General features: G+C 73.2%; 25 protein-coding genes. 16 read left to right on the top strand and 9 right to left on the bottom strand.

Annotated features, from left to right (window positions below):
* Positions 1-22 precede the first annotated feature (22 nt).
* From ACFQS1_RS13305 to ACFQS1_RS13275, 7 genes are all read left to right on the top strand, one after another.
* Complete coding sequence (locus ACFQS1_RS13305) at positions 23-1,447, top strand: dynamin family protein (protein ID WP_378967544.1); 1,425 nt, start codon at positions 23-25, stop codon at positions 1,445-1,447.
* Positions 1,448-1,529: 82 nt separating this feature from the next.
* Positions 1,530-3,329, top strand: a complete 1,800-nt coding sequence (locus ACFQS1_RS13300) for a dynamin family protein (RefSeq protein WP_378967541.1) — start codon at positions 1,530-1,532, stop codon at positions 3,327-3,329.
* Positions 3,326-3,898: a hypothetical protein gene (locus ACFQS1_RS13295; RefSeq protein ID WP_378967539.1), complete on the top strand. Its 573-nt coding sequence runs from the start codon at positions 3,326-3,328 to the stop codon at positions 3,896-3,898. Before ACFQS1_RS13300 ends, ACFQS1_RS13295 begins: the two co-directional genes overlap by 4 nt.
* Positions 3,899-3,990: 92 nt before the next feature.
* Positions 3,991-5,379 (top strand): MFS transporter, encoded by a 1,389-nt coding sequence (locus ACFQS1_RS13290; protein ID WP_378967537.1) that lies wholly within the window; start codon positions 3,991-3,993, stop codon positions 5,377-5,379.
* On the top strand, positions 5,379-5,735 hold the full coding sequence (locus ACFQS1_RS13285) for a GntR family transcriptional regulator (protein WP_378967535.1): 357 nt from the start codon (positions 5,379-5,381) through the stop codon (positions 5,733-5,735). The genes ACFQS1_RS13290 and ACFQS1_RS13285 overlap by 1 nt, the downstream gene beginning before the upstream one ends.
* 113 nt (positions 5,736-5,848) lie before the next feature.
* Positions 5,849-6,547 carry a hypothetical protein gene (locus ACFQS1_RS13280; RefSeq protein WP_378967532.1) on the top strand — a complete coding sequence of 233 codons (699 nt, stop codon included), beginning with the start codon at positions 5,849-5,851 and terminating at the stop codon, positions 6,545-6,547.
* A 48-nt stretch (positions 6,548-6,595) separates the two neighbouring features.
* Positions 6,596-7,582, top strand: a complete 987-nt coding sequence (locus ACFQS1_RS13275) for an NUDIX hydrolase (protein ID WP_378967530.1) — start codon at positions 6,596-6,598, stop codon at positions 7,580-7,582.
* Here ACFQS1_RS13275 and ACFQS1_RS13270 read toward each other — a convergent pair.
* Genes ACFQS1_RS13270 through ACFQS1_RS13250 form a run of 5 tightly spaced genes read right to left on the bottom strand, consistent with a single transcriptional unit; the run spans position 7,579 to position 12,411 of the window.
* Positions 7,579-8,109: a GNAT family N-acetyltransferase gene (locus ACFQS1_RS13270; RefSeq protein WP_378967527.1), complete on the bottom strand. Its 531-nt coding sequence runs from the start codon at positions 8,107-8,109 to the stop codon at positions 7,579-7,581. The two genes, ACFQS1_RS13275 and ACFQS1_RS13270, sit on opposite strands and share 4 nt — an antisense overlap.
* Positions 8,070-8,972, bottom strand: coding sequence for a DUF3626 domain-containing protein (locus tag ACFQS1_RS13265; protein WP_378967525.1), 903 nt, complete (start codon positions 8,970-8,972; stop codon positions 8,070-8,072). Before ACFQS1_RS13265 ends, ACFQS1_RS13270 begins: the two co-directional genes overlap by 40 nt.
* Positions 8,969-9,805, bottom strand: coding sequence for an undecaprenyl-diphosphate phosphatase (locus ACFQS1_RS13260; protein WP_378967523.1), 837 nt, complete (start codon positions 9,803-9,805; stop codon positions 8,969-8,971). The genes ACFQS1_RS13265 and ACFQS1_RS13260 overlap by 4 nt, the downstream gene beginning before the upstream one ends.
* Positions 9,806-9,860: 55 nt before the next feature.
* Positions 9,861-10,802 carry a tyrosine-type recombinase/integrase gene (locus ACFQS1_RS13255; RefSeq protein ID WP_378967521.1) on the bottom strand — a complete coding sequence of 314 codons (942 nt, stop codon included), beginning with the start codon at positions 10,800-10,802 and terminating at the stop codon, positions 9,861-9,863.
* 4 nt (positions 10,803-10,806) lie between these two features.
* Positions 10,807-12,411: an ABC-F family ATP-binding cassette domain-containing protein gene (locus tag ACFQS1_RS13250; protein ID WP_378967519.1), complete on the bottom strand. Its 1,605-nt coding sequence runs from the start codon at positions 12,409-12,411 to the stop codon at positions 10,807-10,809.
* 337 nt (positions 12,412-12,748) lie between these two features.
* On the opposite strand from ACFQS1_RS13250, the gene ACFQS1_RS13245 reads away from it, so the two are divergent.
* The 3 genes from ACFQS1_RS13245 to ACFQS1_RS13235 are packed head-to-tail and all read left to right on the top strand — an operon-like array spanning position 12,749 to position 17,197.
* Positions 12,749-14,617 (top strand): IucA/IucC family protein, encoded by a 1,869-nt coding sequence (locus ACFQS1_RS13245; RefSeq protein WP_378967516.1) that lies wholly within the window; start codon positions 12,749-12,751, stop codon positions 14,615-14,617.
* Entirely contained in the window at positions 14,614-16,092 is a 1,479-nt protein-coding gene (locus tag ACFQS1_RS13240; protein WP_378967514.1) for an IucA/IucC family protein, read from the top strand. The genes ACFQS1_RS13245 and ACFQS1_RS13240 overlap by 4 nt, the downstream gene beginning before the upstream one ends.
* The gene (locus ACFQS1_RS13235) at positions 16,082-17,197 is read left to right on the top strand and encodes an alanine racemase (RefSeq protein WP_378967512.1); all 1,116 of its coding nucleotides are present in this window, start codon (positions 16,082-16,084) and stop codon (positions 17,195-17,197) included. The genes ACFQS1_RS13240 and ACFQS1_RS13235 overlap by 11 nt, the downstream gene beginning before the upstream one ends.
* A 251-nt stretch (positions 17,198-17,448) precedes the next feature.
* Here ACFQS1_RS13235 and ACFQS1_RS13230 read toward each other — a convergent pair whose 3' ends face one another.
* On the bottom strand, positions 17,449-18,033 hold the full coding sequence (locus ACFQS1_RS13230) for a dihydrofolate reductase family protein (protein ID WP_378967510.1): 585 nt from the start codon (positions 18,031-18,033) through the stop codon (positions 17,449-17,451).
* 550 nt (positions 18,034-18,583) lie between these two features.
* On the opposite strand from ACFQS1_RS13230, the gene ACFQS1_RS13225 reads away from it, so the two are divergent.
* Genes ACFQS1_RS13225 through ACFQS1_RS13215 form a run of 3 tightly spaced genes read left to right on the top strand, consistent with a single transcriptional unit; the run spans position 18,584 to position 19,986 of the window.
* Positions 18,584-18,940 carry a hypothetical protein gene (locus tag ACFQS1_RS13225; protein WP_378967507.1) on the top strand — a complete coding sequence of 119 codons (357 nt, stop codon included), beginning with the start codon at positions 18,584-18,586 and terminating at the stop codon, positions 18,938-18,940.
* A gap of 1 nt (position 18,941) precedes the next feature.
* The gene (locus ACFQS1_RS13220; RefSeq protein WP_378967505.1) at positions 18,942-19,433 is read left to right on the top strand and encodes a SigE family RNA polymerase sigma factor; all 492 of its coding nucleotides are present in this window, start codon (positions 18,942-18,944) and stop codon (positions 19,431-19,433) included.
* A 55-nt stretch (positions 19,434-19,488) separates the two neighbouring features.
* Positions 19,489-19,986 (top strand): peptide deformylase, encoded by a 498-nt coding sequence (locus tag ACFQS1_RS13215; RefSeq protein WP_378967502.1) that lies wholly within the window; start codon positions 19,489-19,491, stop codon positions 19,984-19,986.
* Here ACFQS1_RS13215 and ACFQS1_RS13210 read toward each other — a convergent pair.
* Positions 19,919-20,665, bottom strand: a complete 747-nt coding sequence (locus ACFQS1_RS13210) for an ArsR/SmtB family transcription factor (protein WP_378967499.1) — start codon at positions 20,663-20,665, stop codon at positions 19,919-19,921. The genes ACFQS1_RS13215 and ACFQS1_RS13210 overlap by 68 nt on opposite strands.
* A 107-nt stretch (positions 20,666-20,772) precedes the next feature.
* Here ACFQS1_RS13210 and ACFQS1_RS13205 point away from each other — a divergent pair, with 107 nt between their 5' ends.
* The 3 genes from ACFQS1_RS13205 to ACFQS1_RS13195 all read left to right on the top strand — a co-directional run bounded on the left by ACFQS1_RS13205 (position 20,773) and on the right by ACFQS1_RS13195 (position 22,965).
* Entirely contained in the window at positions 20,773-21,369 is a 597-nt protein-coding gene (locus tag ACFQS1_RS13205) for a YbhB/YbcL family Raf kinase inhibitor-like protein (protein WP_378967497.1), read from the top strand.
* A 112-nt stretch (positions 21,370-21,481) separates the two neighbouring features.
* The gene (locus ACFQS1_RS13200; protein ID WP_378967495.1) at positions 21,482-22,180 is read left to right on the top strand and encodes a class I SAM-dependent methyltransferase; all 699 of its coding nucleotides are present in this window, start codon (positions 21,482-21,484) and stop codon (positions 22,178-22,180) included.
* 248 nt (positions 22,181-22,428) lie between these two features.
* The gene (locus ACFQS1_RS13195; RefSeq protein ID WP_378967493.1) at positions 22,429-22,965 is read left to right on the top strand and encodes a DUF1062 domain-containing protein; all 537 of its coding nucleotides are present in this window, start codon (positions 22,429-22,431) and stop codon (positions 22,963-22,965) included.
* Positions 22,966-23,372: 407 nt separating this feature from the next.
* Here the strand turns inward: ACFQS1_RS13195 and ACFQS1_RS13190 are convergent, their stop codons facing one another.
* Entirely contained in the window at positions 23,373-23,573 is a 201-nt protein-coding gene (locus ACFQS1_RS13190; protein WP_378967491.1) for a DUF5999 family protein, read from the bottom strand.
* Positions 23,574-24,120: 547 nt separating this feature from the next.
* Positions 24,121-26,925: an aminomethyl-transferring glycine dehydrogenase gene (gene gcvP, locus ACFQS1_RS13185; RefSeq protein ID WP_378967488.1), complete on the bottom strand. Its 2,805-nt coding sequence runs from the start codon at positions 26,923-26,925 to the stop codon at positions 24,121-24,123.
* Positions 26,926-26,997: the final 72 nt, after the last annotated feature.

Genomic DNA, 26,997 nt, shown 5'->3' with positions numbered 1-26,997 from the left:
ACGCGTTGCTATCGCAGGTCGATTGAAAGCCGGAAAGTCGACACTCGTCAACGCCCTGATCGGGCGGCGGGTGGCCCCCACGGCGGTGGGTGAATGCACGCGGGTGGTCACCCGGTTCCGGTACGGGCCCGCCGACCGGGTCGACGTGGTGTGCCGCGACGGCGAGCGGCGCAGCCTGCCTTTGGACGACGACGGCATGATCCCGCAGCGCCTCGGCGTGCCGCTGAGCCGGGTCGCCTACGTGGACGTGACGCTGACCAGCGAGAAGCTGCGCGACCTGACCGTAGTCGACACGCCCGGGCTGGCCTCGACCGACGCGATGGTCTCGGCGCGGGCCGAGGAGGCCGCCGGCATGTCGACCGCGCGCGCCGACCAGGCCGCCGGCATGTCGACCGCGCGGGCTGAGCAGGCCGTGGGCGTGTCGACTGCGCCGTTCGACGCCGACATCGACGCCGACTCCGCCTCCGAGGTCGCCGCGGCCGAGGCCGTGGTCTACGTGTTCACGCAGGCGGTGCGCGCCGACGACGTGCGCGCCCTGGACGCGTTCCGGGACGCGTCGGCGCGGCTCGCCTCGTCGCCGATCAACGCGCTGGGCGTGTTCGGCAAGGCCGACACCCTGGTGGGCGGGGCCGGCGACCCGTGGCCGGTGGCCGGCCCCCTCGCCGCCCAGCAGGCGGAGCTGCTCGCCCGTACGGTCTCCGATGTCGTCCCGGTGATCGGACTGCTCGCCGAGACCGGTGAGGCCGGGCGGCTCACCGCCGCCGACGGCGCCGCGCTGCGGGGGCTGGCCGCGCTGCCCGCCGGGGAGCTGCGGCTGTTGCTGGCCTCGGTCGACCTGTTCCGCACCCGGCCCGCGCCGGTCCCGGCGGAGCGGCGGGAACGGCTGCTCGGCCTGCTCGACCTGTACGGCATCGGCTTCGCGGTCGCGCAGCTGTCCGCCGACCCGCGGCTGGGTACCGGCGAGCTGGTCCGGCGGCTGGTCGCGGCGTCCGGCTTCCCCCGGCTGCGGGAGACCCTCGAGCAGGCGTTCCGCTGGCGTGCCGACGCGATCAAGGCGGGCTGGGCCCTCGGGCGGCTGGAGCGGATGGCCGGGCACACCCGCGACGAGCACGACCGCGACACTCTGCGTGACGCGGTCGAGGGGCTGCTGCGCGACCCGGCGTATCACCGGCTGCGGCTGCTCGACGCGGCGCAGCGGGTCGCGACCGGCGCGGTGCCGCTGCCGGCCGACTGGGAGGCCGAGCTGACCCGCCTGGCCACCTCGGACGACCCGCGGTGGATCCTGCGGCTGCCGGACGCCGGCGCCGACGAGCTGGCCGCGGCGGCGCGGGCGGCGGCCAACCGGTGGCGGGTGTACGCGGTCGCCGGGGCCGGGCCGGCCCAGTCGCGGGTGGCGCAGGTCGCGCACCGCGGCTTCCACATCCTCGCCCAGCAGGTGCGCCGATGAACGGCCGGCCGGCTTCGCGCGCCCGGCTCCGGCTGGGCCGGGCTCCGCTCGGCCGGCGTTCGCACGCCCGGCGGGGGCGGTCATGACCGCGGATCTGACGAAGGTGCTCGACGCGGCGGTGCGCGACGCGCTCGCGTACGTGCGGGGGGCCGACGCCGATGCCGGCGCCGACCTCGCCGAGCTGCGCCGCCGGCAGCTCGTCCGGCCCTCGGTGGTGCTCGTCGGTGAGACCAAGCGCGGCAAGAGCTCCCTGGTCAACGCGCTGCTCGGGGTGCCCGGGCTGTCGCCGGTCGACGCCGCCGTCGCGACCGCCACCTACCTGCAGTTCGGGCCCGGCGAGCCGGCGATGCTGGCCTGGGTGCCGGGCGCGGCCGAGCCGATCGAGGTCGACGACCTGCGCCGGTGGGCGACCGGCGAGCAGAAGGCCCGGCGGATCGACGTCAGCCATCCGGCGCCGCTGCTGCAGTACCTGAGCCTGCTCGACACACCCGGCGCCGGCGGCCTCGACCCGGCGCACGCGACGGTGGCGCTGGCGGCGGTCGACAAGGCCACGGCCCTGCTGTTCGTGGCCGACGCGTCGGCGCCGCTGTCCGCCCCGGAGCTGGAGTTCCTGGTCGCCGCCAGCGAGCGGGTCGACGCCGTGGTGTTCGCGCTCACCAAGATCGACGCGTACCCGGGGTGGCGGCGCATCGCCGACGACAACCGTGCGCTGCTGCGGGCGCACGCCCCGCGCTTCGCCGAAGCGCCCTGGTTCCCGGTCTCCGCCGAGCTGGCCACCCTGGCCCTGCAAGCGCCGCCCGGGGAGCAGGCCGCGCTGGTGGACGCCTCGAAGATCGCCGATCTGCAGCACGCCCTGGTCGACCTGGCCGGGCGCGGGCATCAGCTCCAGCTGGCGAACGTGCTGCGCGCCGCCCGCGGCGAGCTGACCCGGCTGGCCGGCGCGGCCGCCGCCCGGGTCGAGGCGGCCTCGGCCGACCCCGCGCGCAACGCCTCCGTGCGGGCCGAGCGGTCGGCGCTGGCGGCGCGCAAACGCACCGAGGCGCGGCAGTGGACGCTGCTGCTGAGCACCGAGACGCAGCGGGCCCGGGTCGAGACGGTCGGGCAGCTGCGCACCAGCGTCGCGGCCCTGCAGCAGGAGTTCTCCGAGCGCATCGACACCGGCCGCGGCCCGGAGCTGGCCAGGCTGCCGGACGCGGTCGACGCCGAGTTGCAGGCCCTCGCGGCGACCCTGTCGCAGCAGCTCGAGCAGACCTTCCAGCAGGTCGCCGAGAAGGTTCTCGCCGAGGTGTTCGACGAGTCCGAACGCGCCGGCATGCTGGGCCGGCTCAACGCCACCCTGCGGCACGCGCTGTCGGCGGCGCCGCCGCGCGACGGCTCGGCCGAGAACGCGCTGATCGCGCTGTCCGCCGGCGGCATCGCGTTCATGGCCGGGCGCGGCGCGATCCTCGGCGCGTCGGTCTTCGCCGCCGGCGGGATCCTGGTCCCGGTCGCCGGGATCGGTTTGGGCCTGGCCGCCGGCGGATACGTGCTGTGGCGGCGGCGCGTGCAGACCGACCGGCAGCAGGCCCGGATCTGGCTGCGCGACGTGCTCGGCGAGGCCCGCGCGGCGCTGGCCGACGAGATCGTCAACCGGTTCACCGACCTGCAGTACGCGCTGTCGGTCGCGGTGGACGACGCGGTCGAGCGGCGGCTGCGCGACCTGGACGCGCACATCGCCGAGATCGACGCGGCGGCCGCCGAGGACGCCGCCGGGCGGGCCCGGCGGCGAGCCGCGGCGCAGGCCGAGCTGGATCAGGCCCGGGCCCGGCTCAAGCAGGCGGACGACGTGCTGATCCGGGCGCGGGCCCTGACGCCCGTCCCGTACGACGAGGAGAACCGATGACGGATCACCACGACTTTTCGTTCGACGACGACCACGCGTTCGAGCATTCGCCGCCACCCGACGACCACCTCGCCTGGGACGACGCCGGGCACGACTTCGACGCCGACGGCGCGCGCTTCGAGTCTCCCGACGCCGCCCCGCACGACTTCGGCCCGCACGACTTCGGCCCGCACGATCCCGAGTCCCCCGATCCCGAGTCCCCCGATCCCGGGCCGCGCGAGCCGGACTCCCCCGGCCTCGACGCCGCTCCGGACGCCGGCCTTCCCGCGCACTCTCCGCCCGACGTTTCCGACTTTTCCGATGTTCCGGATGTGTTTCCGCCGGCCGTGGACGTCGGGGACCTGCCCGAACCGGTCGACGGCTTCCCCTGGATCGACACCGGCAGCCTGGGCCTGGCCGGCATCGCCGCCACGCTGCACGATCAAGAGCACACCGATGCCGTACGCCCGGAGGAGCTCGCCGAATACGCGGGCGCCGACCTGCCGCCCGGCGCCGACCCGTGGGCCGCGCTCGCCGACTCCGACGACCCGGCCACCGCCGCCCTCGCGAAGTGGTGGCAACGCGACTGAGCCAGGGGAAATCCGGGCACCCGGCACCTCCCGTCACCGGCCCGCGGATGGCATAGTGTCCGCGCACGGATCGACGAGCAGGAGCCGCCCCGATGGCCGCAACCACCGGCACCCCCACCGACGTCCCCGCGGCCGGCCGCCGGGAACGCACCGGCTGGTACTTCTACGACTGGGCCAACTCGGCCTTCGCCACCACGGTCCTGACCGTCTTCCTCGGACCGTTCCTGACCAGCGTCACCAAGATCGCCGCCGGCTGCCAGCTCAGCACCGACGTCGACGAATGCGCCGGGCGGGTGCACCCGCTGGGCATCTCGGTCGCGGCCGGCTCGTTCTACCCGTACGTCGTCTCGCTCTCGGTCTTTCTCACGGTTTTCGTGCTCCCGGTGATGGGCGCCGTCGCCGACCGCACCCCGCGCAAGAAGCTCCTGCTCGCGGTCACCGCGTTCATCGCGTCCGCCGCCACCATGAGCTTCGCGTTCGTCACCGGCGACCGGTACCTGCTCGGCGGCATCCTCTTCCTGATCGCCAACATCTCCGGCGGCGCGTCGATCGTGGTCTACAACAGCTTCCTGCCCCAGCTGGCCGGCCCCGACGAGCGCGACAAGGTGTCGTCGCGCGGCTGGGCCCTCGGCTACCTCGGCGGCGGCCTGCTGCTGGCGTTCAACCTGGTGGCCGTCACGATCCTCTCGATCGACGGCGACGACCAGCGCACCCTCGACATCGCCCGCTGGTGCATCGTCTCGGCCGGCGTCTGGTGGGCGGTGTTCACCCTCATCCCGCTCGCGTGGCTGCGCGAGCACCCCGGCGCCGCGGCGTCCACCGCCCGCGGCAACATCCTGCTCGACGGCTTCCGGCAGCTCGGCCACACCATCAAGGGCATCCGCGCGTACCCGCTGACCCTGTTCTTCCTGCTCGCCTACCTGATCTACAACGACGGCATCCAGACCGTCATCGCCCTGGCCAGCCAGTACGGCACCGAAGAGCTCGACCTCGAACAATCCACCCTGATCATCACGATCCTGCTGGTGCAGTTCCTGGCCTTCGGCGGCGCGCTGCTGCTCGGCGCCATGGCCGCCCGCATCGGCGCCCGCAAGACGGTGCTGTTCAGCCTCGTCCTGTGGCTGGCGGTGGTGATCGCCGCCTACTGGCTCCCGGCCGGCGAGCCGCTGCCGTTCATGCTCCTCGGCGTGGCCATCGGCCTGGTCCTGGGCGGCAGCCAGGCCCTGAGCCGCTCGCTGTTCTCCCAGCTCATCCCCAAGGGCCGCGAGGGCGAGTACTACGGCTTCTACGAGATCAGCGACAAGGGCACCAGCTGGCTCGGCCCGCTGCTGTTCGGCCTGGTCTTCCAGCTCACCAACAGCTACCGCGTCGGCATCTTCTCCCTGGTGATCTTCTTCCTGGTCGGCGGCATCCTGCTCGCCCTGGTCCCGCTGCGCCGCGCCATCCAGGCCGCCGGCAACACACCCCCCAGACTGATCTGATGGACATCCGCATCGACCCGGCCTCCCCGATCGCGCCGTACGACCAGATCCGACGGCGCATCGCCGAGCTGGCCGCCGACGGCGCCCTGCCCGCGGGCACCAAACTCCCCCCGGTGCGCAGCCTGGCCGCCACCCTCGACCTGGCCGTCAACACCGTCGCCCGCGCCTACCGCGAGCTCGAGACCGCCGGCCTGGTCGAAACCCGCGGCCGGCTCGGCACCGTGATCACCGCCCGTGCCGCCGGCACCTCGGTCCAGGCCCAGCACGCCGCCGAGTCGTACGCCGCCACCACCCGCGCCCTCGGCATCCCGCCCGAGCAGGCCCTCGCCCTGGTGCGGGCGGCGCTGTCGCTCTGACCCACCCAGGGACACGCATCGGCGCCCGTTCATGTCCGGACGGGGCAGCGCGCGCGGCGATCACCCAGTAGCCTGACGCGGCTCCTGATCGTTCCGCCGTCTCCGAGGTGCCCATGTCGCAGCCCGTCCACCCGCCGCACAACCCCGGTGTGCCCGGCACGCCGCCGCCCGGCTGGGCGACCCACCCGGCCGCGCCCGCGGCGCACGCCCCTGCGCCCGCGGCGTACGCCCCGATGCAGCCCGGGCACCTCGCGTCCGCCGCACCCGGAGCACAGAGCGGCTACCCCGCGGCCGCGGCTTACCCGGTCGCCGCTCCCGCACAAGCCCATCCCGCTCAGACCCATCCCGCTCAGGCTTATCCGACACAGGGCTATCCCGCACAGGCCCATCCCGCGCCCGCCGGGCAGATGCCGTTCACCGCGTGCCGGTTCTGCGGCAGCGTGCCGGCCGTCGAGACCACCTTCCGCGGGCATCGGGGCATGCTGGTGCTGATGCAGTTCCTCAGCACCGAGGGCCCGTTCTGCCGGGACTGCGGCCTCGGCGTGTTCCGGCAGATGACCTCGCGCACCCTGGTGCAGGGCTGGTACGGCTACGCCTCGATGATCATCACGCCGGTCACCGTCGTCATCAATCTGGTCCGCCGCGGCAAGATCGCCCGCCTCACCCCGCCGCAGCCGAACCCGTACGGGCCCAGCCGCCCGCCGATGGACCCCGGCCCGAGGCTGCTGCAACGCCCGATGACCTGGATCGGCGCGAGCATCCCGTTCGCCCTGGTCCTCGCGATCATCGCGATCGCCACCCTGAACAGCTGAGGCCACGGCACGCGGCCGGCCGTGCGAGCGGATCGTAGGGTGAGCGCCATGCCCGCTTCCCCCTATGTCACCGCTCTGCGCGCCCACGTCGGGCACGACCTGCTCCTGCTGCCCGGCGCCAGCGCCGTGGTCCGCGACGACGCCGGCCGGATCCTGCTGCTGCGGCGCGGGGACGACGGAAAATGGTCGCTGCCGGCGGGGATGATCGAGCCGGGCGAGCAGCCCGCCGACGCGGTGCTGCGGGAGATCTTCGAGGAGACCGGGATCCGGGCCGAGGTCGAGCGCATCGGCGGGGTCGACAGCCACGAGGCGGTCTACCCGAACGGCGACCGCTGCCGCTATCTCGTAGTGTTCTTCCGGTGCCGGGCGGCCGGCGGCCGGGCCCGCCCGGACGGCGAGGAGTCGCTCGAGGTCGGCTGGTTCCCGCCCGACGCGCTGCCGCCGGGCCTGGACCAGCACACCGTGCGGCGGATTCGGACGACCGCCGCCCCGCAGGCGCCGGCCTGGTTCCCGGCGCCGGCCGAGCGCCCGGGTGACGCGCCCGCTGCGGACTACGTGACCACGCTGCGCGCGCACATCGGCCATGATCTGCTCCTGCTCCCCGGGGCCGGCGCGATCGTGTACGACGACCGCGACCGCCTCCTGCTGGTCCGGCGGGGCGACAACGGCAAATGGTCGCTGCCGGCCGGGATGATCGACCCGGGCGAGCAGCCCTCCGACACGGTCGTGCGCGAGGTCTACGAGGAGACCGGCGTCCGGATCGCGATCGACAGCCTCGGCGGCGTCGCCACCCACCCGGTGACCTACCCGAACGGCGACCGCTGCGAATACCTGCACGTGTGGTTCCGCTGCCGTCCCGTCGGCGGCCGGGCCCGCCCGGACGGGCACGAGTCGCTGGAAGTGGGCTGGTTCGCCGCGGACGAGCTGCCCCAGCTCGACGAGTGGGCCAAGCTGCGCCTCACGGCCAAGGACGGCTGGTACGCCCGGCCCGGCGCCGACACCCACCCGGGCCTGTCCAACCCCCGAGCCCTCTAGAAGCTTGCGGTCGTGAAGATCCAGTCGAGGCCGTCCGCGCCCTCGGTGTCCAGATGCTCCGCGCGGTGCAGCCCGGCCCGCACCGCCACCCGCGCCGACGCGACGTTCCCCGGCCGCACCCGGGCGATCACCGGCCGCCCCGCCGGCGCCGCCTCGACCACGGCGGCCGCCGCCTCGGACGCCAGCCCGGCGCCCCACGCCGCCGGCTCGAGCCGATAGAACAGATTCAGCACCGGCGCGTCGTGCAGCCGCATCAGCTTCAGCCCGCAGAAGCCGATCACCCGCTCCGCCCCGCGCCGGCGCACCACCCAGTACCCGAAGCCGTGCCGCTGCCAGTGCGCACGCCAGCGGCGGCACCGATCCACCGCCTCCGGCCGGACCGTGATCATGTCGGACGGGTTGTGCTCGCACGTGAGCGGGTCGCGGTGGATGCGCAGGATCGCGTCGGCGTCCGCCTCGGCCGGCCGCCGCAGCTCGAGCCGGGCGGTCAGCACGCCGGCCGGCCCAGCAGCACCAGGATGTGCCACAGATACTTGATCAGCTGCAGCGGCGCCCCCGGCTCCCGCGCCGCCCGCCCGATCACCTCGGCGTCCAACTCGCCGACGCCGTACCGCGCGGCGATCTCCCGGGCCAGCGGCGGCACCTCCGGCCCCCGCAGCTCCGCCGGGAACTCGGCCGGGCGCAGGGTGAAGCCGGGCGACCAGGTCACGCTCCCGATCAGCGACGCGAGATGCTCCTCGTACGGCGTACCGCGAAAGGATGGGTCGGCCACGACGGCCGCGACGTCCTCCCGCAGCGTGAGCCGCCCGTGGATCTGGGCCTCCACGTAGCTGTCCAGCGCACGCCCGGCCGCGCGGCGCGGCGAAGCCAGCGCCGCCACCCACGACTGCGGCGAATCGGCGGCCAGATTCAACGCCCGCCCCGTCGCCGCCACCTCGGCGAGCAGCGCGTCCCACACCGCACCGAACGTCGATGCCGTGCCCACCACCGACGGTGACGTCACGCTGTCCCCGAGACTGAACGTGGCTCGCGCGGCCACCGCGGAGCGCAACACCAGATGGCAACTTCCGAACCGCGGCGACGCCCCGTCCGGATACCCCGCCAGATTCAGCCCGCCGTAAACCGGACGCCCGAGCGGCCCGTCGTACACGCCCGGGAACATCCGCTCCTCCCACGCCGCCCGCGGCCCGCCCAGCCCGCCGTTGGAGATCCCGGTCTCGAACTGCGACCGGTAGACCCCCTCGGCCGCCAGCGCCTGCGCCACCGTCAGCCCCGACGCCGCGACCCGGTCCGGATGAAAACTCACCGTGATCGGCGCCCGCTCGACCAGCCCGGCCGGCCCGGGCGCCGGGAACAGCGCCCGCACGTGGTCCAGGGCCGGGAAGCTCACTTCGCCGCGATCGTGTCCGTCGCCAGCAGCACGATCAGCAACGCGCCCAGCACCACCCGGTACGCGATGAAGATCGCATACGAGTGCTTCGCGATGTACCGCAGCAGCCACGTCACCGCGCCCAGCGCCACCACGAAACTCACGATCGTCGCGGTCAGCGTGTTCACCCAGCCGACACCCTCCGCGATGTTGCCGGCCTCGTCGTGGATCTGCAGGACCGTCGCCCCGAGCAACGCCGGGATCGACAGGAAGAACGACAGCTTCGTCACCGTCACCCGGTCGAAGTCACGCAGCAGACCCGCCGACATCGTCGCCCCCGACCGCGACACACCCGGGATCAGCGCCAGGCACTGCGCCGTCCCGATGATCAGCGTGTCCTTCCAGGTGGTGTCGTCCTCGTGCCGCACCTGCGTGGCCGCGTGATCCGCGAACGCCATCACCCCCGACCACAGGATCAGCGCGCCGGCCACGAACCACAGGCTCCGCAACGTCGTCTCGATCGTGTCCTGGAACGCCAGCCCGATGATGCCGATCGGGATCGACCCGAGAATCACCGCCCAGCCGAACCGCCAGTCCGGGTCCTTGCGCGCTTCCTTGCTGAACAATCCCTTCACCCAGGCCGGCACGATCCGCGCGATGTCCCGGCGCAGGAACCACACCGTGGCGAACACGGCGCCGGACTGGATGATCGCCGTGAACGCCGTGATGTCCGGCGAGTCGATCTCGTACCCCAGCAGCTTCTCCAGGATGGTCAGGTGACCGGTGCTCGAGATCGGCAGGAACTCGGTGACCCCCTCCACCGCACCCAGCAGCACCGCCTCGAAGATGTTCACACCCGACCGCCTTTGTCCCCGAACCCCTGACCGCGGATGAGCATAGGGGGACCGGTCACGCCCCGGCGCGGCGGGCGCGCGCCGCCGCCAGGGTGTACGCCGGGTCACGATCCAAGTTGTGCCGGTCACGGTCGTAGCGGCGGGTGGTACGCGGATCGGCGTGCCCCATCGCGTCCTGCACGTCCTCCAGCGGCACCCCCTCGTCCCGCGCCGCCGTCGCGAACGCATGCCGCAACGAGTGCGGCGACAACCGATCGGCCGCCGGAATCCCGGCCTCCCGCGCCAGCCGCCGGATCAGCCGGAACACCCCGTGCCGGTCGATCCGCGCGCCCGTCGACGTCATGAACAACGGGCCGTCGTCCACGCCCCGCACCGCCAGGTAGTCGTCCAGCGCCGCCGACGCCCCCGCGGTGAGCGCCCGCCGCCGCGCCCGCCCACCCTTACCGACGAAACGGACCGTCCGGTGCCCCCGCTCCCAGCCCACATCGCCCAGGTCGAGACCCACCAGCTCCCCCACCCGCAGCCCCAGATCCGCCAGCAGCGTCACCACGGCCCGATGCCGCGCGCCGGCCCGGCCGGCCGCCGCCAGCAGCGCATCCACCTCCGGCGGCGTCAGCCCCACGGTCGCCGAATGATCCCGCGACACGTACGGCCGATCGGCGCCACCGACCGGGTTGGCGTCCACCGCCCGAATCTTCACCAGAAAGTCGTACCAACTCGACAAACCCGACAGCTTCCGGGCGACCGTCGCCGCCGCCAACTCCCGCGACTCCAGCTCCCGCGCATAAGCATTGACATCCAGAAACGAAGCACGCAGCGGATCCCGCCCCGACGCCGCGCAAAAAGCCAGCCACCCCGCCACATCACGCCGATACGCCGCCCGCGTGTGCTCCGACAACCGCCGATTCGCCAGCCACGCCTCCGTGACCTGCTCAGCAGCCCGGAAATCCGCGACCGCGCCGCCACCCTGCCGAGGCACCACCTGCATGGCGCCCATCGTCTCAGCTCTCGACCACGCCACCGCCCGCGACATGCCAGCGCCGCGAAAACCCCACCGCCGCCGCGAAATACCGATCGTGCGTCACCGTCACCAGCGTCCCCCGGAACCGCCGCAACGCCTCCTCCACCACATCCAAGGCATCGAAATCCAGAAAATTCGTCGGCTCGTCCAGCACCAGCACCCGCGCCCGGCTGTTCACCAGCACCGCCAGCACCAGCCGCCGCAACTCCCCCGCCGACAAACTGTCCGTCCGGACATCCCACTGATCCGGCCCGAACTGATGCCCCCGCAACAACCGCTCCGCATCATCGACATACACCGGCACCCGCGCCCGGAAGAACTCCATCACCGACGCCCCCGACCGCAGCTCATCCGACGTCTGCGGCAACACCGCCACCTCATCGCCCCCGGCCCGCGCCAGCGCCCGCAACAACGTCGTCTTCCCCGCCCCGTTGCGGCCCGTCACCAGAATCCGGTCCCCACGCCGCACATCCACATCCACCCCATCCAGCAGCACCCGATCCCCGAACGCCACCGACAGATCCCGGACCTTCAGCACCACCTCCCCGGCCTCCGCCTCATCAACCGGAAAAGCCAACGTCAACGGCGGACGCGTACGCGGCTCCGCGATCCACCGCGCCGACGCCATCTGCCGCACCAACCGCCGCTCCCGCACCTTCGCCTTGCGCGCCACCAGCCGCGCCACCCGCTTCAGATGCGGCGCCGCCGCACCCATCCCCGTCGTCAGCTCCACCCCGCGCGCATGCTGCTTCGTCCGCTCGATGTCCGCCTCCCACCGGCGGCGATCCTTCTCCTGCGCCTCGAACTCCAGCAGCAGCCGCTCCCACCGCCGCTGCTTCTCCGCCCGATACGCCGTGTAACCCCCACCCGGAAAATCCTGCGGCTCGTCGTGAATCCCGTCCAACTCCACGATCCGCGACACCACGGCATCCAGAAACGCCCGGTCATGACTGACCACCAGCACCCCACCGGCAAACGCCCGCAACCACTGCTGCAGCCACGCCGCACCCTCGGCATCCAGATGATTCGTCGGCTCATCCAGCAGCATCACGTCCGGCTCCGCCAGCAACGCCCGCGCCAGCAGCAACCGCGCCTGCTCGCCACCGCTCACCGCCCGCAACGCCAGCTCGTCCGGCAGATGCGCGATGTCCAGCCGCTGCCGGATCTCCGCCAGCCGCGACTCCGCCAGCCAGCCCTCCAGCGCCGTCCACCGCTCCTGCACGAGACCGAACTCGGCGAGCACGTCCTCGCCCGCCGCGAGCCGCCGCTCCAGCACACCCAGCCGCCCGGTCACCTCGGCCAGCTCACCGAGCCCGCCGATCAGGAACTCGCCGACCGTCCCGTCCGGATCGGGCATCTGCTGCGGCACATAACCCACCCGCGTGCCCGGCCCGCGCACCACGGAACCGCCGGCCGGCCGCAGCTCCCCCGCGAGCAGCCGCAACAGGGTCGTCTTGCCGGCGCCGTTCGGGCCGACCACACCGATCCGGTCACCGGCGCCGAGGACCAGGTCGAGACCGTCGAAAAGCAGATCGCCGTCGTGGGTCGCGGCGAGGGAAGAAGCTTTCAGCAAGGAGATCTCCAAGGGCAACAACCGACATGGGTACGCCCGGCGCACCGCGCCCGGACGGGTGGTCTGTCAGCCGGCTCTCACATGGAGATGGTCACTCCTCTGCTTCGGAAACAGGTCCGGGCTCCACCCTGCCCGCGCCCGGCCACCGCCCGCAACCGAATTCGCCAGGCCCTGGGTGGGGATGTCGTTGATTCCTTTTTGATTTGAGGTCTTTATTCAGAGCTGCGGCCGTGCGACGGCGCACTACCCGTAAGGCATCCTAGGATGCTGGTTGGGTTACTGCGTTCTCGCTCACGTGCCGGCATGGGCGGGACCGGGACGGCGCCCGCCGGGGCGCACAATGGGCGGCGTGCCGACACCCCCGCCGAGCGCGCCGCTGATCCGGCACACCGCCGACGCCGCGCAGACCCGCGAAGAGCTCGCCAAGCTGCGGCCCGAGCTGGTCGAACGCTACGACGCCGCGCTGCCGGGGGCACGCGCGGCGGTGCTGAGCCGGCTGCTCGGGGCGCTCGCCCGCGAGCCGCTGCCGGGGCTGCGGGAGCGGCGGACCGGCGAGGTGTCCTTCCCCGGAGTGACAGTTCGCTTCCCGCGGCCGGCTGCCACGGCGTTCGCGCGGGTCGACGACGGGCTCGCGGCGACGGTCCGCTCCGAGACCGCGCCCGAGGACGAGTGGGCGGGACTGACCGCGACCGGGTGGGCCCCGCCGGGCGCCCCCGGCGGACCGGGGCCGGAGCCGGGCGCGCAGTGGGCGGCGACCTGGCACAACAGCGACGCGTGGGTCGGCGAGCTGGCGCCGGGCGCGTTCCTCACCGACCCGGGCACGCTGGTGCGGATCCTCTGGCCGGGCAGCGACCTGGCGGCCGAGGTCGACAACAGCGTCGCCAACATGGCGCTCGCCCGAGCGAGCGAGCTCGCCCGGTTGAGCGAAGCTGGGCGGTTGGGCGAAGCTGTGCTGGCCGGCGAGGCCGCGCGATGGGCCGAGGCGGAGCAGCGGGCCAGCGGGGCCGGGCGGTGGGGCGAGGCGGAGCAGTGGGCGAGCGGGGCCGGGCGGTCGGGCGAGGCCGCGGCGGCGCGATCGGCGGGGCGGGGCGGATGGCCGCTCGCCGCGGCCGGCGGCCCGGACGGGCTGGCGATCGCCGAACAGTCCCTCACCGACGGGCATCCGCTGCACCCGTGCTGCCGCACCCGCGGCGGGATGAGCGTGGCCGACGTGCTCGCCTACGCGCCCGAGCACTCCCCCACCATCCGGCTGCGCCGGCTGCGGGTGCCCGCCGACCGCTGGCACGGCACCGCGGAGCCGGTCCTGCTCGCCCACCCGTGGCAGGCGGACCGGATCCGCGACCGCTACCCGTGGCTGGCCGACGACGGCGAGACCCCGGCGGTGCTGCCCCTGATGTCGCTGCGCACCGTGGCCCGCAAGGGCGGCGGGCCGCACGTCAAGACCGCCGTCGACGTGCGGATGACCTCGGCGGTGCGCACCGTGTCGCCGGCCGCGGTGGCCAACGGGCCGATCCTGTCGCGGCTGCTCACGGCGGTCACCAAGGACCTGCCGATCGAGGTGCTCGAGGAGACCGCGGCGGGGGCCGTGCTGGTGGACGGCGTGCCCCAGCGGCACCTCGCCCACCTGGTCCGGCAGCCGCCGCGCCTGGCGGCCGGCGAGACGATCGTGCCGCTCGCGCTGTACGGGGCGAACGACGCGCTGGTGGCGGCCGTGCCCGACCCGTACGAGATGATGGTCCGGCTGGGCACCGTGCTGTTCGCGCCGCTGGCGCGCGTGCTGGAACGCGGCGTCGCGCTGGAGGCCCACGGGCAGAACACGCTCGTGGTGCTGCGCGACCAGCGCCCGGTGCGGATCGTCTACCGCGACCTCGGCGGGGTGCGGGTCAGCGCGCGGCGGCTGGAGCGAGCCGGCTTCGAGGCGCCGCGACTGCGCGGCGACCTGCCCACCGACGACCCGCAGGTGCTGCGCACGAAACTCGCCGCGGCCGCCCTCGGCACCGTCGCCGCCGAGATCATCGCGGCGCTGGGCCGGCACGGCGCCGACCCGCAGCGGCTGTGGGGCATCGTGGCGGCGGCGCTGCGCGAGACCGGCACCACCGACGTGCGGCACCTGCTGCGCGACCCGCTGCCGGTCAAGGCGACCACCGCGATGCGGCTGGCCGCCGACCCGCTCGACGACATCTGGGCCTATCTGGACAACCCCCTGGCGGCACGATGACGCGCAGTCTCTCCCCGGAACGCCTCGCGCACACCGAGGCCGCCCTCGCGGTGCACGCCCCGGAGCTGCTGGACGACTTCCTCACGGCGCTGCCCGAGGCCGCCGACACGGTCGGCCGCCGGCTGCGCGGCGCGCTGACCCGCGAAGGCATCCGCGACATGGGCCCGGGGCCGCGGCACGGCTTCGACCGGGTCGAATACCCGGCCTCCGGCGTCGGCGACCCGGTCGAGCTGCTCGACGGGATCGACGCCCCCGGCTTCGCCGCCGAGCTGCGCAACGCGGTCATCAACCTGGCGATCGCGATGGTGCGGCCGGCCGCGCCCGTCGGCGCGGGACCCGACTGGCAGGCGATCGGGCTCGAACGGCTCGCGGTGGCCGGCCACAACCTGCACCCGTGCGGGCGCACCCGGCTCGGCTGGGACACCGGCGACGTGCTCGCCCACGACCTCGAGACGCCGATGACCCGGCTCGGCTTCGTCGCCGTGCGCGACGAGCTGCACCTCGGCGACGACGTCTTCCCCGAGATCGAGGCGCCGGCCGGATATCGCGTGCAGCCCATGCACGTCTGGCAGCGCGACATGGTGCTGCCCGCCCGTTACGGCGACCTGCTGCGCGACGGCTCGATCCGGATCCTCGGCGACGAGCTCGACGCCGTGCCGACCGCCGCGCTGCGCACCCTGCTGGTGCCGTCGCTCGGCGAATACCTCAAGGTGTCGCTCGACATCCAGGTCACCTCCACGAGACGAAGCATCAGCGTGGCCAGCACCCGCAACGGGCCGGCCGTGTCCACTCTGCTGCACCGCCTGGTCGACGACCCACGGGTTCTGCTGCTGGCAGAGACGACCGGCGCCGCCGTCCCGGTCGGCTCCGGACGCGACCTGTCGGCGATCCGCCGCGACGGGCTGGCCGGCCGGCTGCACGAGGGCGAGCAGGTCATCCCGGGCGGCGCGCTGCCGTTCCTGCTCGACGACCTGGTCACCGGCGATCCGGAGAGCTGGCTGCGGGCGTACGCGGAACTGCTTCTGCCGCCTTTGATGCGCCTCACCGCGCAGGGCGTCGCGCTCGAGGCCCACCTGCAGAACTGCCTGCCCACCTTCGTGGCCGGCCGCCCGCACCGCCTGGTCCTGCGCGACTTCGCCGGCCTGCGCCTGCATCTGCCCCGGCTGGCCGCGGCCGGCCACGGCATCGCGCTCTGGCCCGGCTCGGTGGTCGGCACCGACGACCTGGACGTGTTCCGCGCGAAGATCGGCTACACCCTCTTCCAGGCCCACCTCGGCGAGATCATCCTGCGCCTCGACGTCGACGAGGACCGCGCCTGGCGCATCGTCCGCTCGGTGCTCGACGACTGCTGCTCCGGGGCCGACCACGCGGCCTTCACCGCGCCGCTGGTCGCGCACAAGGCCCTGGTCCGGATGCGCCTGCAGGGGGCGGGCGACGTCTACATCCCGGTGCGGAACCCGCTGCATGCACGCTGACATCCTGCGCGCGCTGCCCGCCCCGGCCTGCGCCTACGTCTATGACACCGCGGCGCTGCGCGCGCGGGCCGAGATGGTCCGGCGGGCGTTGCCGGTTGCGGCCTCTCTGCTGTACGCGGTGAAGGCCAACGGACATCCGGCGGTCATCGCCGCGCTGGCCGAGGCCTGCGACGGCCTGGAAGTGGCCTCCGGCGGCGAGCTCGCCCGGGCCGTCGCCGCCGGCGCCGAGCGGATCGTGTTCGGCGGCCCGGCCAAGACCGACGCCGAGCTCTCCGCCGCGGTCGCCGCCGGCGCCCTGATCAACGTGGAGAGCGTCCACGAGCTGCGCCGGCTCGCCTCGATCGCGCCCACCCCGCCGCGGGTCTGCCTGCGGGTCAACCGCCCCGGCGGCGTCCTGCGGGGCAGCCACGCCATGACCGGGACGCCGACCCCGTTCGGCATCGAGGAGGCCCAGCTCGCCGAGGCCATGCGCGTCCCCGGCGTCACCGTGATCGGCTTCCACCTGCACGCCGTCTCCAACAACCTGGACGGCGCCGCGCACGCCGCCTTCGTCCGCGACTGCCTGGCGTGGTCGGTCCGGACCGCCCGCGAGCTCGGCATCGCGCTGCAGGTGGTCAACGTCGGCGGCGGTTTCGGGATCGACTACCTGAGCGGCTCCTCGATGGACCTGTCGCCGCTGACCGGCATCGCCGTGCCGCCGGACGTGGACCTGATCTTCGAGCCGGGCCGCTTCCTGGCCGCCGACGCCGGCGCCTACGCCGCCACCGTGCTCGACATCAAGACCACCCACGGCCGTACGTTCGCGGTCCTGCGCGGCGGCACGCACCACTTCCGCCTGCCCGCCGCGTGGGGATACAGCCACCCGTTCACCGTCGTCCCGGTCGACGAATGGCCGCACCCCTACCCCCGCCCGTCCGCCGAGAACTGCCTCGTCGACGCGGTCGGCGAGCTGTGCACCCCGCGCGACGTCCTCACCCGCGGCCAGCACGTGGACTCGCTGCGGGCCGGCGACATCCTGGTCTTCGGGCGGGCCGGCGCCTACGGCTGGGACATCTCACACCACGAGTTCCTGCGCCACGACCCGCCGGCCTTCCTGATCCGCTAGTCCGCCCGCCGCGGAGGAAGTCATTCGGTAGTGGCGCCGCGCGCGAGCCACTAACCTCCGATATCCGGCTCGGCAAGGAGGTCCTGATGATGTGCGTGGTTCCCAGCGAGGTGGCTGTCACCGCTACGACCCGTGAATGCGCCGCGATCTGACGTTGCCGCCCTCGCATCGGTGAAGGCACCGTTGCCCGGGAGGGAAAGCCCGTCGCGTTCATCGACTGGACCCTGGCGGGACCGACCGCCGCGACAAGCTCAGGCGTCTGCCGTGGGAGCGCCCACCGCATACGTCAGATACGCGAACTCGCCCCGCCGCACCACCTCCGACAGCGACAGCCTCTGCGCGGACAACCGCCGCGGGAGCAGCGGCGCCCCCGCCCCCAACGTCACCGGCGCCACGCCGAGGATCAGCTCGTCGAGCAGCCCGGCGTCGGCGAACGACCCGGCCAGCTCGCCGCCGCCGACCACCCACAGGTTCTTTCCGCCGGCGGCCGCGGTCATCGCCGCGTGGACGGGCCGCACGTCGCCCTGCACGAAGTGCAGCGTCGCCCCAGGGATGGGCGGCAGCGACCGGTGGGTGAACACCCAGGCCGGCACGTCGCCGTAAAATTCGTGCCACTTGCCCGGGTTGTCGAGCAACTTCTCGTGGTCGAGCACCCACTGGTACGTTGTGGCGCCCATGGCGAACGCCCCCACGTCCGCGAAGAACTCCCCGAACGGGTTGGAGCCGTTCTCGTCGGCGCGCCCGGAGCCCACCTCGAACAGCCAGTCGAGCGAATTGGCCGCGTCGGCGATGAACCCGTCGATCGTGGTGGCGGTGTAGTACTGCGTCTTCGGCATGGGGTGACCATGCCACGGGGGTACGACACAAATCCGGGCGCGGACCGCTGTCACCTGACGGCTCGTTCGGCCCGTCTTTGCGGTAGAGGGAGCGGGAAGAGGGTCGCTGGTGACGGAAGATCTGCGGGCGTTGCTGCGAGCCGACCTGAGCGCCGAGCGGCCGCCGCCGCTGGGCGACATGGTGAATGCCGCGATCCGCGATGGGCGCCGAATCCGCCGTACGCGCAGAATCTGGGCATTGAGCGCGGGATTGCTGGCCGCCGCCGCGGCCGTGACCGTCATCGTGCTTGTGGGTGACGGCGGCGTAGCCGGCCGTCGAAGCGGCCCTCCCGCGGCCGCCGGTGGATCTTCTCCCTCAACCGTGCCACTCCGGCCGCCCGCCCCCACGGCAAGCGTCGAAGCGCGTACGTTTTCCCTCCGCAGCGGCACCGACCGTGCCGGCCAGACGCGGGAGAAAGCGACCTCAGCGGCCATGCTTCATCTTCTGACGCAGCTCCTACCGCCCGGGCGGACGAGCCACTTCGCCGTGGCCCCCGAGGATGATCTTCAGGTGCAGGTGTACCTGGACGACGGCGCCGGTCCCGGCCTGGTGCGGGTCGAGGTCGACAAGACCGAGCCGAAAGGCGCCGAGCCGCCGCGCGGGGCGACCGCCAGCGTGACAATCACCCATATGCCGGACAATTGCCGGGGAAGCATGGTGGTGGACGCGACCTGGCCGGACGGCACGGTCGTCCAGGTCGAGGTGCCGACCTGCCCCGATCGCCCGGAGCTGCCGCCGGCGCCGCCCGCCCTCACCGCCGAGGAGGCGGTCCGGGTCGCGGCCGACCCGCGCTGGGGCGTGACCATGGACCGCGGCCTGGTCGCCGTCGGCGCGCGCGAGTTTCCCGACCCGCCGGTGTTCGGCTGACATGACCGCGGACGACGAGTTCGCCGAGTTCGCGAATGCCCACGCCGAGCGCCTGCGCACCACCGCGTTCATGCTCTGCCGCGACTGGCATCTCGCCCAGGACCTCACCCAGACCGCGCTGACCAAGCTCTTCCTGAGCTGGCGCCGGGCCGTCGAGGCCGACAATCTCTACGCGTACGCCCAGAAGATCCTGCTCCGCGCCTACCTGGACCATCGCCGTCGCCGGTCGTCGACGGAGTCGACGCCGGGGGTGCTGCCCGAGCCGGCCTACCGGGACAGCCCGGAGCTGCGCCTGACCATGCTCGACGCGCTCGGCCGCCTGCCCGCCCGCGACCGGGCCATCGTGATACTGCGGTACTTCGAGGACTACAGCGTCGAGCAGGTCGCCGAGGTGCTCGAGATCCCCGGCAGCGTGGTCAAGAGCCAGACCCGGCGGTCGCTGTCGAAGCTGCGCGAGGCGCTGTCGGCGGAGCAGTTCGCCCTGTTCGCCTGAGTGCGAGGGGTGGCCGGCAGGCCGGGATCGGTAACGAGCCAGTAGCCTGGTGCCCATGACAGTTCGGCCCATTCGGATCTTCGGCGACCCGGTTCTGCGCACCGAGGCCGACCCGGTCACCGCCTTCGACGCGCGGCTGCGCGAGCTCGTCGCCGACCTGGAGGACACCGTCCGCGTGCCGGGCCGCGCCGGCGTCGCCGCGCCGCAGATCGGCGTGAGCCTGCGGGTGTTCTCCTACAACGTGGCCGGCCAGGTGGGCCACCTGGTCAACCCGGTGCTGTCGGACTTCGAGGGCGAACAGGACGACGAGGAAGGCTGCCTGTCGCTGCCGGGACTGGCCTATCCGACGAAGAGGTTCATGTCGGTAACGGCGCGCGGTTTCGACGCGTACGGCGAACCGCTCGTGATCCACGGCACCGGTTTCCTCGCGCGCGCCCTGCAGCACGAGACCGACCACCTCGACGGCACGCTGTACATCGACACCCTCACCGGGGACGCGCGCCGGCAGGCACTGCGGGAGCTGCGCCGGGTGAGTCCCGCCCCGGGCCGATGACCACGCCCAGCTGATCCTCGAGCGCGCGGGCGCCGGCGCCGGTCACCTTCACCGCCCGGCCGGTGCCGATCCGCACGATCCAGCCCGCCTCGAAGGCATGCGCGCAGATCGCCGCGCCCACCGAGCCGGCCAGGTGTGATCGCCGCTCGGTCCAGTCGAGGCACTCCCGCACGACCGGCCGCCGGCTCGATCTGTCCCAGGCCACCCCGTTGGCGGCCAGCCAGGCCGTGCCCCGCGGTGTCACGGTCAGCCCGTGTGACCGGCTGACCAGCCCGTCGGCGGTCATCGCGTCGGCCACGGCCACGCCGAGGAAGCCGGCGAGGTGGTCGTAGCAGGTGCGCGCGAACGCCAGGTTCCGCCGCCGGTGCGCCGCCGACAGCGACACCACCGGCTCGGGCGGCGCCGGCGCGCCCGCCGCCGCGACCGTCTCGATCAGGGCGGCCACCTCCGGTCCGGCCAGCTGCAGGTAGCGGTGCCGGCCCTGCTTGCGCTGCGCGAGCAGGCCCCCGGCGACGAGCCGGTCGGCGTGCTCGGAGGCCGTCGAGACCGCCACCCCCGCGTGCCGGGCCAGCTCGCCGACCGTCCAGGCGCGGCCGTCCAGCAGCGCGAGGCAGAACGCGGCCCGCGTGCGGTCGGCCAGCAGCGCGGCCCATCCGGCGAGCGACTCGGCGTTGTCCATGCCCCGATCATGTCCCCTCGACGCTTCGGCGCGTACCGAAGCCGGGTCGACACGGCCCGGCGGAGATCGCAGAATCGGTGGGTTCAGCGCATCGAAGGAGGTTGATCATGCATCGCCTGTCCCGCCGCTTCGCCGTGGTGGCATCCGTCGTGCTCCTGATCCTCGGCGGCGCGGTCGGCGCGTCCGCCGCCACGGGGTTCCCGCACTTCGGCTATCACAAGGTCCGCAGCGGCCTGCCGACCGGCATCAAACATTTCAAGCTGACCAGCAGCGACGTCCGCGCCGGCCGGCCCATCCCGGCCCGGTTCCGGGGCTGCGAGGACGCCGGCGTCTCGCCCGCGCTCTCCTGGCACGGCGCGCCCCGCGCCACCCAGAGCTACGCCGTGACGGTCTTCGACGCCGACGCCCCCACCGGCAGCGGCTTCTGGCACTGGACGGCGTGGGACGTGCCCGCCACCACCACCTCGCTGCCGACCGGCGTGGCGCTGCCCGGTGTCAACGGCACCAACGACGGCGGCACGGTCGGCTACACGGGCCCGTGCCCGCCGACGGGCGACATCACCCACCGATACACGTTCACGGTGGTCGCCCTCGACGTGCCGAGCCTCGGGCTCCCCTCCGACACGCGCGGCGCGGTGGCCGGTTTCGTGATCGGGCAGCACGCGATCGCCTCGGCGTCGTTCGTCGCGACCGCACGCCAGTGATTTGAGCATTTGCCCGGCGCGATCCCGGCGGTCGCGCCGGACAAATTTCAAGAGCCTTTCGCGTACGGTCGGGCAGAGGCGTCCGGATGTTCGGCGAGAGCGGGGTTCTCCGATGGAGAGGCGTGACGAAGAGGCGGTCGAGGCGACCGGCGAGCCCGGCGTGACCGACACCCGGCGCCTGGCGACGGCGTCGCTCGCGCGGGGTGACGCGACCGGGTGGTTCGAGGAGCTCTACGCCGAAGCCGGCCAGGGCCGGGCCGACGTGCCGTGGGACCGGCCCGCGCCGAGCGCCAACCTGCTCTCCGCCGGCCTGCCCCGCGGCGAGGGCCGGCGGGCGCTGGTGGTGGGGTGCGGCCTGGGCCGGGACGCCGAGTATGTCGCCGGGCTGGGCTACGCGACGACGGCCTTCGACATCTCGGAAACGGCCATCCGGACGGCCCGCGCCCGGCACCCGGAGTCGCCGGTGGACTACGTGGTCGCCGACCTGCTGGCGCCGCCGGCGCAGTGGCGGCACGGCTTCGACCTCGTCGTGGAGAGCAACAACGTCCAGGCCCTGCCCCGCGACCTGCGGGCGGCGGCGACCGCGAACGTCGCCGGCTTCGTGGCGCCCGGCGGCACGCTGCTGGTCCTGGCGGCCGCCGCGCGGGAGCCCGCCGGGGAGGGGCCGCCGTGGCCGCTGACCCGCGCCGAGGTGGAGGCCTTCGCCGGCGACGAGTTGCGCGCGGTGGAAGTGGCGCTGCTGCCGGCCCCGGACGATCCGCTCGTGGAGCGGTGGCGGGCAATCTTCCGCGGCGGGCCGAAACCCGCTTGAGCCGTCCGTCCCCGGTCTCGTAGGTTGCCCGCGACCCCCGTTGGTGGTGAGAGCGAGGACCCGCCGCGTGACCACACCTGATTTCTAGACCTGACACGTTCCTGCGCTGAGCCGGCCCCCTTGGTCGCCGGCTCTGCCGGGCTGCCCTGGCGCGCCCGGTCCGTCAGCGTTCGAGGCCACGCATAAACGGCCTCGTGTCGGGTCTACAGAGATCAGGTCTCGAGATCATGTCTGCACAACCTCATATCGTGCTGCCCTGGGTCGTCCGCCGGACCAGGCTGCCCCTGCTGTCGCTGCGGTGCGTGGACTGCCGGTCGGAGTCGGCCACCACCGGCGAGGGCCGGTTCCGGGTCAACGCCAACGGCAAGCTGCTGGATGTCTGGCTGCTGGTGCGCTGCGTGTCCTGCGACCGCACCAGCAAGCTGACCGTGCACGAGCGCACGCCGGTCGCCACCCTGGATCCGGCCGTCCTGCACGGCTATCACGTCAACGATCCGGCGCTGGTGGCCGCCCGGCTGCTGGATCCGCTGCTGGCGCGGCGCCACCATTTCGCCCTCGACTGGACGGGCGCGTGGCGCCTGGACCGGGCATGTCCGCTGGACGAGGCGTGGCCGGTCCGGGTGGAGGTGGTGTTCGAGGATCCGGTGCCGGTGCGGCCGGACCGGCTGATCGCGCACGGGCTCGGGTTCAGCCGCTCCGAGGTGCTGCGCCGGGTCAAGTGCGAGATTCCGTTGCGGCGCCACACCAGCGCCGGCTTCGCCTTCACGGTGATCGCCGGAGACTGACGGGCGGCGCCGCCGGCGCCGATCTGTGCCGGCCACACCGATTGCCGCTGCACCGGTGTGGCCGGCCGCGGCGCTTCACCAGCGGCCGACCGGGCTTCGTCAGTGTGGCCCAGCCGGGCCGCTTCTCCGGCGGCGCAGGGTGGTGATGGCGACCTGCCGGGCGAAGCAGCGGTCCGGCACAGAAAGGGACGGCGGGCGCGCAAGCGGGCGCACCGGGCCGGGCAGCCGGGCGGAGGGCGTGCGGGGATGGCGTCCGCCGCTGGTCGTCGTTGTCGCGGGGGCGGGGAGGGGTGGGAAAGGGGGTCGGCGGTGAGCCCGGGGTCGCTCGGCTACTCAGCGTAGCGGCTGGGGGCTCCGGCCGGGTGGCGGCGCTGCCTGCCGGGGTGCGCGATCGGGGCCGGGTGGGCTCAGGCCGCCAGGGCGTGGCGGGCGGGGCCCCGGTGCGGCTCGATCATGGTGCCGTCGGGGAGGATCTCGCCGGTGTCCTCGAAGACGATCACGCCGTTGCAGAGCAGGCTCCAGCCCTGCTCGGGGAAGGCCGCCAGGATGCGGGCCGCCTCCCGGTCGACGGCGTCTGCGCTGGGACACTGCGTTTGGTGCTGGCACATCGTGTGGTCTCCGGTCGGGGGGCTGGTGTGTGAGGATTCACAACGACGGTGACGGACGTTACCTCAATCCGAACGACGACGGACGATCGCGGTAACGGCGCTCCCTTGCCAGAATCCTCGGTTCTTATGGTCCACGGAAGCGTGCTCGCCGACCACTTCCCGACACGTCGGCAAGGGCCGCCGCCGGGCTCTCCGGCGTCCTGCCAGGGCCGTCACGGTGCGTGAACACGAATCGGATCCGCTTTTGGTGACGGCGCCTACCGGAGAAGAGTGCCGCGACGGGCGAGGGACCCGACGGACTGCCGGTGCGAAACATTGGCCGAACGGCTACCGAGGTTCATCCGATCGGCGATGGCAAGCACGGCGAAATACCACTCTTCGTGTCCGGAGTTATCGCTTCCGTAATGATCAGCTTTGCCTACCCTCGGTTCGCGACCGACGGCGCAAGTCCCGACATGTACCGGTAATTCGCTACGCGACGATATACAGCGAGTGCACAGGAACGCTTAAGGCGCGGACCCGGAGATCCGCGCCCTTAAGCAGATCCTCAGTCTTCGAACGCCTCCGGGGACGGGCAGGAGCAGACCAGGTTGCGGTCGCCGTAGGCGCCGTCGATGCGGCGGACCGGCGGCCAGTACTTGGCCGTGCGGTCGACCCCGCCGGGGTACGCGGCGAGTGACCGCGAGTACGGGTGGTCCCACTCGTCGGCGGTGACCGACGCGGCGGTGTGCGGGGCGTTGCGCAGCGGGTTGTCCGCGGCCGGCCACACGCCCGCCGCCACCTGGTCGATCTCGGCCTTGATGGCGATCATCGCGTCGATGAAGCGGTCGAGCTCGGCCAGGTCCTCACTCTCGGTCGGCTCGACCATGAGCGTGCCGGCCACCGGGAACGACATCGTCGGCGCGTGGAAGCCGTAGTCGATCAGGCGCTTGGCCACGTCGTCGACCGAGACGCCGGTCGCCTTGGTGATCGGGCGCAGGTCGAGGATGCACTCGTGGGCGACCAGGCCGTTGTTGCCGGCGTACAGCACCGGGTAGTGCTCGCGCAGCCGCGCCGCCACGTAGTTGGCGGCCAGCACCGCCGCGCCGGTCGCGGCGGCCAGGCCGTCCGGGCCCATCATCCGCAGGTACGCCCACGAGATCGGCAAGATCCCGGCCGAGCCGTGCGGCGCCGCCGACACCGCGTGGTGGTCCCCCGGCAACAGCGGGTTCCCGGGGAGGAAGGAAGCCAGGTGCGCCCGGACCGCGACCGGGCCGACGCCGGGACCGCCGCCGCCGTGCGGGATGCAGAACGTCTTGTGCAGGTTCAGGTGCGACACGTCGGCGCCGAACTTGCCGGGCCGGGCGTAGCCGACCAGCGCGTTGAGGTTGGCGCCGTCGACGTAGACCTGGCCGCCGGCCTCGTGCACGCGGGCGCACAGGTCGGCGATCGAGGCCTCGTAGACGCCGTGGGTGGACGGGTACGTCACCATGATCGCGGCGAGCGCGGAGGCATGCGTCTCGATCTTGGCGGCCAGGTCGTCCAGGTCCACGTTGCCGGCGTCGTCGCAGGCCACGACGACCACGCGCATGCCGGCCATGACCGCGCTGGCCGCGTTGGTGCCGTGCGCGCTGGACGGGATCAGGCAGACGTCGCGGTGCGCCTCGCCGCGGGAGCGGTGGTAGCCGCGGATGGCGAGGAGGCCGGCCAGCTCACCCTGCGAGCCGGCGTTGGGCTGGACGCTGACCGCGTCGTACCCGGTGATCTCGGCGAGCCACGACTCGAGCTGGCCGACCAGGTGCTCGTAGCCGACGGTCTGCGACGCCGGGGCGTACGGGTGGATGTCGGCGAAGGCCGGCCAGGTCACCGCCTCCATCTCGGTGGTGGCGTTGAGCTTCATCGTGCAGGAGCCGAGTGGGATCATGCCGCGGTCGAGCGCGTAGTCGCGGTCGGCGAGCTTGCGCAGGTAGCGCAGCATGCTGGTCTCGGAGTGGTGGGTGTTGAACACCGGGTGGGTCAGGTAGGGCGTGGCGCGGCCCAGCGACACCGCGCCGCATTCGGCCGGGGCGGACACCGGGACCCCGAAGGCGTCCAGGACGGCGGCGATGTGCGCGGACGTGGTGGTCTCGTCGCACGAGATCGACACCCGGTCCGAGGAGACCAGCCGCAGGTCGATGCCGGCCGCCGCGGCGGCTTCCACGATCTCGAAGGCGCGTCCGGGCACCACGGCCGTCACGGTGTCGAAGAAGGCGTCGTAGGCGACCCGGACACCGCCGGCGGCGAGGCTGCCGGCCAGGGTCAGAGCATGATCGTGTACGCGTTTCGCGATCCGCCGCAGCCCGTCCGGCCCGTGGTACACCGCGTACATGCTCGCCATCACCGCGAGCAGCACCTGGGCCGTACAGATGTTGCTGGTCGCCTTCTCCCGCCGGATGTGCTGCTCGCGGGTCTGCAGGGCGAGCCGGTACGCCGGCGCCCCGTCCGCGTCCCGGGAGACGCCGACCAGCCGGCCCGGCAGCGAGCGCTCGAGCCCGGCCCGCACCGCGAGATACCCGGCGTGCGGCCCGCCGAAGCCGAGCGGGACCCCGAACCGCTGGGTGGTGCCGGCCGCGATGTCGGCGCCGATCTCCCCCGGCGCCCGCAGCAGCGTCAGCGCCAGCAGGTCGGCCGCCACGGTGACCAGCGCGCCTGCCGAGTGCGCCGCCTCGACCAGCGCGGCGTGGTCCCGCACCGCGCCGGAGACGCCCGGGTACTGCAGGTGCAGCCCGAAATACTCGCCGGGCAGCGCCGGCCCGGCATCGAGATCCACGAGCCGCAGCGTGATCCCGAGCGGCTCCGCCCGGGTGCGCAGCACCGACAGCGTCTGCGGCGGGGTGTCGGCGTCCACGACGTACACGGCCGACTTTGATCTCGAAGCGCGACGCGCCAGGGTCATCGCCTCGGCGACCGCGGTGCCCTCGTCGAGCATCGAGGCGTTGGCCGTGGTCAGCCCGGTGAGGTCGGTGACCATGGTCTGGAAGTTGAGCAGCGCCTCGAGCCGGCCCTGGCTGATCTCCGGCTGGTACGGCGTGTAGGCGGTGTACCAGGCCGGGTTCTCCAGCACGTTCCGCTTGATCACCGCGGGGGTGAAGGTGCCGTGGTAGCCCAGCCCGATCATCGGCGTCGCCACCGTGTTCTTCGCCGCGATGGCCCGCAGCTCGGCGATCGTCTCCTCCTCGGACGCGGCCGGGGGGAGGTCGAGCTCGCCGCGCCACCGGATCACCTCCGGGATGGCGGCGTCCATCAGCGCGTCCAGCGACGGATAGCCGATGGCCTTGAGCATGTGGGTCTGCTCGTCGGGGTCCGGGCCGATGTGCCGGTCTGCGAACGTCATGGCGGCTCCAAGCGAAGCGGGAGGTCGACAGGGCGGCCTCCCCCTCTGTCATACCCGCTCGCCGAGCACGTA

This window comes from Paractinoplanes rhizophilus, from assembly GCF_042664765.1.
Lineage (GTDB): Bacteria > Actinomycetota > Actinomycetes > Mycobacteriales > Micromonosporaceae > Actinoplanes > Actinoplanes rhizophilus.
Note: the sequence above shows the minus strand (reverse complement) of the source record. Positions and strands in the feature narration are given on the sequence as shown.

What these genes read in the sequence shown, in the direction of transcription:
- ACFQS1_RS13275 (WP_378967530.1), top strand. Translation starts at nt 6,596, where the DNA reads ATGCCCGCTTCCCCCTATGTCACCGCTCTGCGCGCCCACGTCGGGCAC.
- ACFQS1_RS13290 (WP_378967537.1), top strand. Translation starts at nt 3,991, where the DNA reads ATGGCCGCAACCACCGGCACCCCCACCGACGTCCCCGCGGCCGGCCGC.
- ACFQS1_RS13210 (WP_378967499.1), bottom strand. Translation starts at nt 20,665, where the DNA reads ATGGACAACGCCGAGTCGCTCGCCGGATGGGCCGCGCTGCTGGCCGAC.
- ACFQS1_RS13220 (WP_378967505.1), top strand. Translation starts at nt 18,942, where the DNA reads ATGACCGCGGACGACGAGTTCGCCGAGTTCGCGAATGCCCACGCCGAG.
- ACFQS1_RS13190 (WP_378967491.1), bottom strand. Translation starts at nt 23,573, where the DNA reads ATGTGCCAGCACCAAACGCAGTGTCCCAGCGCAGACGCCGTCGACCGG.
- ACFQS1_RS13285 (WP_378967535.1), top strand. Translation starts at nt 5,379, where the DNA reads ATGGACATCCGCATCGACCCGGCCTCCCCGATCGCGCCGTACGACCAG.
- ACFQS1_RS13300 (WP_378967541.1), top strand. Translation starts at nt 1,530, where the DNA reads ATGACCGCGGATCTGACGAAGGTGCTCGACGCGGCGGTGCGCGACGCG.
- ACFQS1_RS13280 (WP_378967532.1), top strand. Translation starts at nt 5,849, where the DNA reads ATGTCGCAGCCCGTCCACCCGCCGCACAACCCCGGTGTGCCCGGCACG.
- ACFQS1_RS13255 (WP_378967521.1), bottom strand. Translation starts at nt 10,802, where the DNA reads ATGGGCGCCATGCAGGTGGTGCCTCGGCAGGGTGGCGGCGCGGTCGCG.
- ACFQS1_RS13205 (WP_378967497.1), top strand. Translation starts at nt 20,773, where the DNA reads ATGCATCGCCTGTCCCGCCGCTTCGCCGTGGTGGCATCCGTCGTGCTC.
- ACFQS1_RS13295 (WP_378967539.1), top strand. Translation starts at nt 3,326, where the DNA reads ATGACGGATCACCACGACTTTTCGTTCGACGACGACCACGCGTTCGAG.
- ACFQS1_RS13230 (WP_378967510.1), bottom strand. Translation starts at nt 18,033, where the DNA reads ATGCCGAAGACGCAGTACTACACCGCCACCACGATCGACGGGTTCATC.
- ACFQS1_RS13240 (WP_378967514.1), top strand. Translation starts at nt 14,614, where the DNA reads ATGACGCGCAGTCTCTCCCCGGAACGCCTCGCGCACACCGAGGCCGCC.
- ACFQS1_RS13235 (WP_378967512.1), top strand. Translation starts at nt 16,082, where the DNA reads ATGCACGCTGACATCCTGCGCGCGCTGCCCGCCCCGGCCTGCGCCTAC.
- gcvP (WP_378967488.1), bottom strand. Translation starts at nt 26,925, where the DNA reads ATGACGTTCGCAGACCGGCACATCGGCCCGGACCCCGACGAGCAGACC.
- ACFQS1_RS13200 (WP_378967495.1), top strand. Translation starts at nt 21,482, where the DNA reads ATGGAGAGGCGTGACGAAGAGGCGGTCGAGGCGACCGGCGAGCCCGGC.
- ACFQS1_RS13215 (WP_378967502.1), top strand. Translation starts at nt 19,489, where the DNA reads ATGACAGTTCGGCCCATTCGGATCTTCGGCGACCCGGTTCTGCGCACC.